This is a genomic window from Peribacillus sp., from assembly GCF_059453735.1.
Genome location: NZ_JAZVJO010000217.1, coordinates 1 through 6,645, shown reverse-complemented (window position 1 = coordinate 6,645; position 6,645 = coordinate 1). Strand labels below are relative to the sequence as shown.

8 protein-coding genes are annotated in these 6,645 nt (G+C 41.5%); 2 read left to right on the top strand and 6 right to left on the bottom strand.

The annotated features are described in order from the left end of the window. Window positions 1–214, top strand: a 214-nt coding sequence (locus AC52RT_RS06815) for a hypothetical protein (protein ID WP_495540043.1), incomplete at its 5' end; no start/stop codon positions are given. Window positions 215–540: 326 nt separating this feature from the next. After that, window positions 541–714 (top strand): asparagine synthase, encoded by a 174-nt coding sequence (locus AC52RT_RS06810; RefSeq protein WP_495540044.1) that lies wholly within the window; start codon window positions 541–543, stop codon window positions 712–714. 32 nt (window positions 715–746) lie between these two features. Here AC52RT_RS06810 and AC52RT_RS06805 read toward each other — a convergent pair whose 3' ends face one another. The 6 genes from AC52RT_RS06805 to AC52RT_RS06780 all read right to left on the bottom strand — a co-directional run. Further along, complete coding sequence (locus AC52RT_RS06805) at window positions 747–899, bottom strand: hypothetical protein (RefSeq protein ID WP_495540042.1); 153 nt, start codon at window positions 897–899, stop codon at window positions 747–749. Between the two features lie 76 nt (window positions 900–975). Then, window positions 976–2,388 (bottom strand): NADP-dependent phosphogluconate dehydrogenase, encoded by a 1,413-nt coding sequence (gene gnd / locus AC52RT_RS06800; RefSeq protein ID WP_495540041.1) that lies wholly within the window; start codon window positions 2,386–2,388, stop codon window positions 976–978. 118 nt (window positions 2,389–2,506) lie between these two features. Continuing rightward, window positions 2,507–3,745 carry a DNA polymerase IV gene (locus AC52RT_RS06795; RefSeq protein WP_495540040.1) on the bottom strand — a complete coding sequence of 413 codons (1,239 nt, stop codon included), beginning with the start codon at window positions 3,743–3,745 and terminating at the stop codon, window positions 2,507–2,509. Between the two features lie 52 nt (window positions 3,746–3,797). Then, entirely contained in the window at window positions 3,798–4,253 is a 456-nt protein-coding gene (locus tag AC52RT_RS06790) for a chemotaxis protein CheW (RefSeq protein ID WP_495540039.1), read from the bottom strand. Between the two features lie 65 nt (window positions 4,254–4,318). Continuing rightward, window positions 4,319–5,440 carry a tripeptidase T gene (locus AC52RT_RS06785; protein WP_495540038.1) on the bottom strand — a complete coding sequence of 374 codons (1,122 nt, stop codon included), beginning with the start codon at window positions 5,438–5,440 and terminating at the stop codon, window positions 4,319–4,321. 73 nt (window positions 5,441–5,513) lie between these two features. Further along, on the bottom strand, window positions 5,514–6,645 hold a 1,132-nt coding region (locus AC52RT_RS06780; protein ID WP_495540037.1), incomplete at its 5' end, for an acyl-CoA carboxylase subunit beta.

The window sequence follows — 6,645 nt, the reverse complement described above, 5'->3', positions numbered from 1 at the left end:
CTTAAAAATGAGTATCTTTCTCTTTTTCTGTCTCATTAAGCAGGTTTTCTTAGAATTCCCTCTTTATCAAGCACCCGGATGGGCTTTAGATTCCCTTGAACATTATTCATTCGGCCCAAAGTGGGAAACATTCGGCCCATTCAGCAATTTATTCGGCCCGAACTCGAGATCATTCGGCCCTTTCTGCAAAACATTCGACCCTACACCTTTTTAGATACTCTTTTTGGAAAACCCCGCTTCTCAGAAAACGTCTCTATAGACAAATGCCTTCCCATTCTGCCCGAAGTCCAACTGATTCTTCCCTAACTGCCGATCATTCTGCTCCAACTCCGACTGATTCTCCCCTACCGCTTTTCTGCTTGAATTGGCTGGCTTCTTTTATCTGGTTTTCCGTCTTCGTTCAGCCTGACTGATCCTAGTTTGGTACTGTCTCCCTCAATTAGAAAATGCAGCTAGGATTATTTCACTGTCCAGAGGTCAAACTAACAGGGATGCATGAACACGCATCAAGTACAAAAACCAACTGGGAGGGAACTAACGATGGATATTCGTGAAGGCGCAATTCCTACTGCACTTGGAACAGCTGTTACCGCGGCTGGTTATGCAATGAAACAAACGCGGGGTTCAAATAAAATGATCGCAAATACCATCTTTGGCTTCGGCCTGGCACATGTCGTACTCGGTGTGATTGACTTAGTCGAGCACCGCCATTAACAGCTAAAAAACTAGGGGAGCCCTTGGCTCCTCTATAATAATCGAAAAGCTCTTCGTTCAGCATATTCTGAACATGGCAGACAGACTTTCATTACTTTGCCTTGATCATTTGTATAGGCCCGCAGTGGTTTGATTTTCCTCTTACAAATCCCGCATTTAGTCGTAAATATATCAAATATCCCCATAGCTCCTCCTAATCTTATCGTTTTTATATTACATTCTGCTCAACAAAAAAACGCCACCAATTGGTGACGTTTTTAATTATTTTTCCATCCATTCTGTATGGAATGTTCCTTCTTTGTCGACACGTTGGTACGTATGAGCACCAAAGTAATCACGTTGGGCTTGAATCAGGTTTGCCGGCAGCGTTTCTGCCCGGTAGCTGTCAAAGTAAGATAGTGCAGCTGATAATCCTGGAACAGGAATTCCGTTTAGTACAGCTGAAGAAACGACTTCTCTAAGCGCACCTTGGTAGTCTTCCACAATATTCTTGAAGTACGAATCAAGTAGCAGATTATTAAGATTAGCATCACGATCGAATGCATCTTTAATTTTTTGTAAGAATTGTGCACGGATAATACATCCACCGCGGAAGATCATGGCGATTTCACCGTAACTTAAATTCCAATTGTACTCTTCTGAAGCTGCTTTCATTTGGGCAAATCCTTGAGCATATGAACATATCTTACTCATGTAAAGAGCCTTTCGAACACTTTCAATATAGACGCCTTTGTCTCCGTCAAATGAAGATATAGTTGGACCACTTAACAGCTTGCTTGCCGCTGTACGTTCGTCCTTAAGACTTGAAATATAGCGGGCAAATACAGATTCCGTAATAATCGGAAGCGGCACACCAAGGTCAAGCGCGCTCTGACTTGTCCATTTACCAGTGCCTTTTTGTCCTGCTTTATCAAGAATGACATCTACCATCGGCTTACCAGTTTCTTCGTCGTATTTCTTGAAGATATCTGCCGTAATTTCAATTAAATAGCTGTCTAATTCGCCTTTATTCCACTCTGCAAATACTTCATGCAATTCCTCGGCTGAAAGACCGACAACATGTTTCAAAAGGAAATAGACTTCAGAGATCAACTGCATATCGCCATATTCAATTCCGTTATGTACCATTTTCACATAATGTCCGGCACCATCTGGTCCGATATACGTGCAACATGCATCTCCATCGACTTTGGCAGAAATGGCTTTTAAAATCGGTGCAACAAGTTCATATGCTTCTTGTTGACCGCCAGGCATGATAGAAGGACCCGTTAATGCACCCTCTTCTCCGCCTGATACACCAGTTCCAATGAAATGGATACCAAGCTTGCTTAACTCATCATTACGGCGCTGAGTATCTCTAAAGAAGGTATTCCCTCCATCGATCACAATATCGCCTTTATCTAGAAGTGGTTTTAACTGTTCGATGGTCGCATCAGTTGGTCCACCCGCCTTAACCATAAGTAAAATCTTACGTGGTTTTTCAAGAGAAGCAACAAAGTCTTCCATCGTGTAAGCAGGATAAACATTTTTCCCTTCTGCTTCTTTCATCATATCTTCCGTTTTTTCTTTCGAACGATTATAAACGGAAATAGAGTATCCTCTGCTTTCAATGTTAAAGGCTAAATTTTTTCCCATTACCGCGAGTCCAATTACACCAATTTGCTGTTTAGTCAACGTCATCTACTCCATTCTTGGCTTGATTTATCTAAAAGAGTACTTTCCCCCTCTATTTTACACGTTACGTAAGAAAAACAAACGAAATAACTCTTGCCTATTGGAATGAATGCCTTATTTAATCAAGAAAGTCCTTACTGAAGCTTGTATCTGCCTGCCCGGTTTTACGAACGGGAGGAAGACCTTTTTTAATAATTCCCTTGCCATATTTGCTCTGCAGCTGCTCCATAACATTATACAACGGTTCCTTAACAGCTTCCTTTTCATAAGAAAATAAATCGAGCTGTTTATAAGCTGATTCTTTTTCAATTACCTCGAAAGCTGTCACACCAAGAAGCCTGACGTCATCCCCGTTCCAATGTTTGGTAAATAAATCAATAGCCAGTGCATGAATTTCTTCGCTCTCTGAAAAAGCATTGGCGACCAATCTGCTCCGTGTAACCGTTCGGCGGTCCTTATAACGAATCGTAACACCTATCTTATGACCGACCAAACTTTTATTCTTCAACCGTTGGGCAACTTTTAATGAAAGCCTGCCCAGAACAGCTGTCAGCTCCTTTTGACTATTAGTATCCTTTGGGAGCGTAGTCGAATTACCGATGCTCTTATGTTCATAAATGGATTCTGGGTCCACCAGCCGATCATCTATACCCATTGCCCGGTTCTTCAATCTTGTCCCATTTATACCAAGCAGCTGCTTCAAGAGACCCTCAGGAGCATGTGCCAGATCACCAATCGTCCGAATACCCACTGCGTTTAACTTTTCCGCTGTCTTATTCCCGATTCCATGCATCTCGCTCACTTCATATGGCCACAGGATTTTAGGTACATCTCTTTTTCTTAAAATCGTTATTCCCAGCGGTTTTTTCATATCAGAAGCGGTTTTAGCTAGAAATTTATTAGGCGCAATTCCAATACTGCAAGGCAGATCCATGGTTTGAAGGATGCGATTTTGAATTGTTTCGGCAATTTCAATCGGTGTACCCATTTCTACACAATCACTAATATCAAGGTACCCTTCATCAATCGATACCGGCTCAACCTGTTCAGTAAATGATCGTAGGAGATCAAAAATCGCCGATGAAGCCGTTCGATACCGCTCGAAATTAGGTTTCATCACAACTAGACTAGGACAAAGCTTTTTAGCTTCCCAAAGCGGCATCGTTGTTTTAACGCCGAATTTTCGTGCCTCATAGCTGCAAGTCACAATAATTCCCCGTCGTTCCTCTACATTGCCTGCTACTGCCAACGGTTTTCCCTTTAACATGGGATTATGCGCCATTTCAACTGATGCATAAAAGCTATTCATATCAACATGAAGAATGACTCTCCCATTTTTCGGATACATCTGATTCATTATTGTCACATCCTTGGTCTAGCTGTTGCCTTTTAAAAAAACAGCCTTCCTGTTAAGGATGACTGTGCATGTTAAGGTTTTCTACTCCACTCAGCATAAATAATTTTTGGGGATCCATAATTGTAATTAAACGGGCATTCACATTCGCTACACCAAGAAAATAATTTCGGTTAGCAAGTCCGAGCATTCCCAATTGTTTAACCGCGATGCCTGACAGATCCAAAATTTCTTTGGCTTCATCAACGATTAACCCCAACTGCCGCTGATTCATACTTAAAATGATCCATTTGAGCTGACCATCACTGTTCCCTTTAGAGGAATCAAATAGTCTTTGTGTATGAACCAAGGGAAGGATTTCTCCTCTTACTACACACATTGCAGCTACGTATTCAGGAGCTTGTGCAGCCGTAATATCTCCTGGATTTTCAATTGATTGTACGCATTCGATGGGCAGGGCATATTCCGCACCTCCAACTATGAACACTACTACTTTCGTTATGATGCTCATCCATTCGACCTCACTATCTTAAAAAAAACGGGGATTTTCTATGATTGAAAATCCCGTTTCTCCCTTTATTCGCCCGCAGTTTCAGCTATAATAGCAAGGACCATTTCTGCAAGCTTGCTTAGTTCTTCAACTGGAATTTTTTCATTTGTTGTATGAATTTCTTCATAACCTACAGCCAGGTTAACCGTTGGAATACCGAAGCCTGCAATAACGTTAGCATCACTGCCGCCGCCGCTTTTTTGAAGCGTTCCAGGACGGCCGATTTTAGCTGCCGCTTTTTTAGCTACCTCAACCACATGGTCACCTGCTCCATATTTGAAACCAGGATACATAACCTGTACTTCAACTTCTGCTTTGCCGCCAAGCTCTGCTGCAGCAGATTCAAATGCATCCTTCATTTTCTGAACTTGCTGTTCCATTTTTTCCGGAACAAGCGAACGTGCCTCAGCTAAAATCTCCACATAATCACAAACAATATTCGTCTGTTGTCCGCCCTCAAAACGACCAATGTTGGCAGTTGTTTCTTCATCAATACGACCAAGCGGCATTTTTGAAATGGCTTTAGAAGCAATGGTGATAGCAGAAACTCCTTTTTCCGGTGCTACACCCGCATGAGCCGTTTTACCGTAAATACGTGCACCTACTTTTGCCTGTGTTGGAGCAGCCACAACAATATCGCCAACTTTTCCATCACTATCAAGTGCATAGCCAAATTTAGCCGTTACAAGTGAACGATCAAGTACTTTAGCACCCACAAGTCCTGATTCTTCACCAACCGTTATAATAAATTCAATCGTCCCATGCTTGATATTTTCTTCTTTAATAACACGTAAAGTTTCAAGCATAACAGCTAAACCAGCTTTATCGTCAGCCCCAAGAATCGTTGTTCCATCAGAAACGATGTAGCCGTCTTTGATGGAAGGCTTGATGCCTTTTCCTGGTACAACGGTATCCATGTGTGAAGTGAAATAGATGGTATCTACGCCTTCTTTATTTCCTTTTAAAGTGCAGACAAGATTTCCTGCTCCATGTCCAGTTTGACCTGTTGTATCATCTTCAAAAACGTCTACCCCAAGGGAAGCAAACTTTTCTTTTAAGACTTTAGCAATGTCAGCTTCATGTTTTGTTTCAGAATCGATTTGTACTAATTCAAAGAATTCACTTACTAAGCGTTCTTGATTAATCATGCTCGTCTAACCTCCAATAATTATCTCCAATTAAGTATACGTCTAATGTTGAAAACCAGCAAATCTTGCAGACTTATAGAGGTATATTGCCATGTTTTTTATATGGCCGGCTATCTTTTTTATTACGAAGCATGTCAAGTGACTGGATGAGTTTAATCCTCGTTTCGCGTGGATCAATGACATCATCAACCATCCCCTGTTTGGCTGCCACATATGGATTCGCAAATTTTTCGCGATATTCTTCTATTTTCTGTGCACGCGTCTCATCTGGGTTTTCACTATTTTGAATTTCACGGGCAAAGATAATATTTGCTGCTCCTTGAGGGCCCATTACAGCGATTTCAGCATTTGGCCAAGCAAAGACCATATCTGCACCAATAGACTTACTGTTAAGGGCTACATAAGCGCCTCCATATGCCTTACGGAGAATCACCGTCATTTTCGGCACCGTTGCTTCTGAATAAGCATAAAGAATTTTTGCACCATGACGGATAATTCCCCCATGCTCTTGTTTAACACCTGGGAAGAAACCAGAAACATCTTCAAACGTAATCAACGGAATGTTGAATGAATCACAGAAACGGATAAATCGTGCGGCTTTATCCGAGGAGTTAATATCCAATCCTCCTGCAAGAACCTTCGGCTGATTGCAGATTAGTCCAACGACTTCACCCTTAATCCGTGCTAATCCAATCACAATATTCTTTGCAAAGTCCTTTTGAACTTCCATAAAACTGTTTTGATCGACAACTTGGTCGATTACTTTCCGGACATCATAAGGTCGTAAACCATCAAATGGAATAACATCTGTTAAATCAGGACGGTAGTCTTCCTCTAAATCCGCTTCAAGCCGCGGCGGTTTCTCTTCATTATTCTGAGGTAAATAACTTAATAATGCTCTGACTTGAGAAAGAACTTCCTCTTCCGTTTCACCTTGAAAATGAGCATTGCCGCTGATACTATTATGTACTCCTGCACCGCCTAAATCCTCAGAACTGATTTTTTCTCCCGTTACGGTTTCAATAACCTTTGGTCCCGTAATAAACATTTGGCTTGTTTTCTCAACCATGAATACAAAATCAGTAATTGCTGGTGAATAAACAGCTCCACCTGCACAAGGTCCCATAATCACTGATATCTGCGGAATAACACCTGAATAAATAGCATTACGATAAAAAATATGACCATATCCATCTAGTGAGACG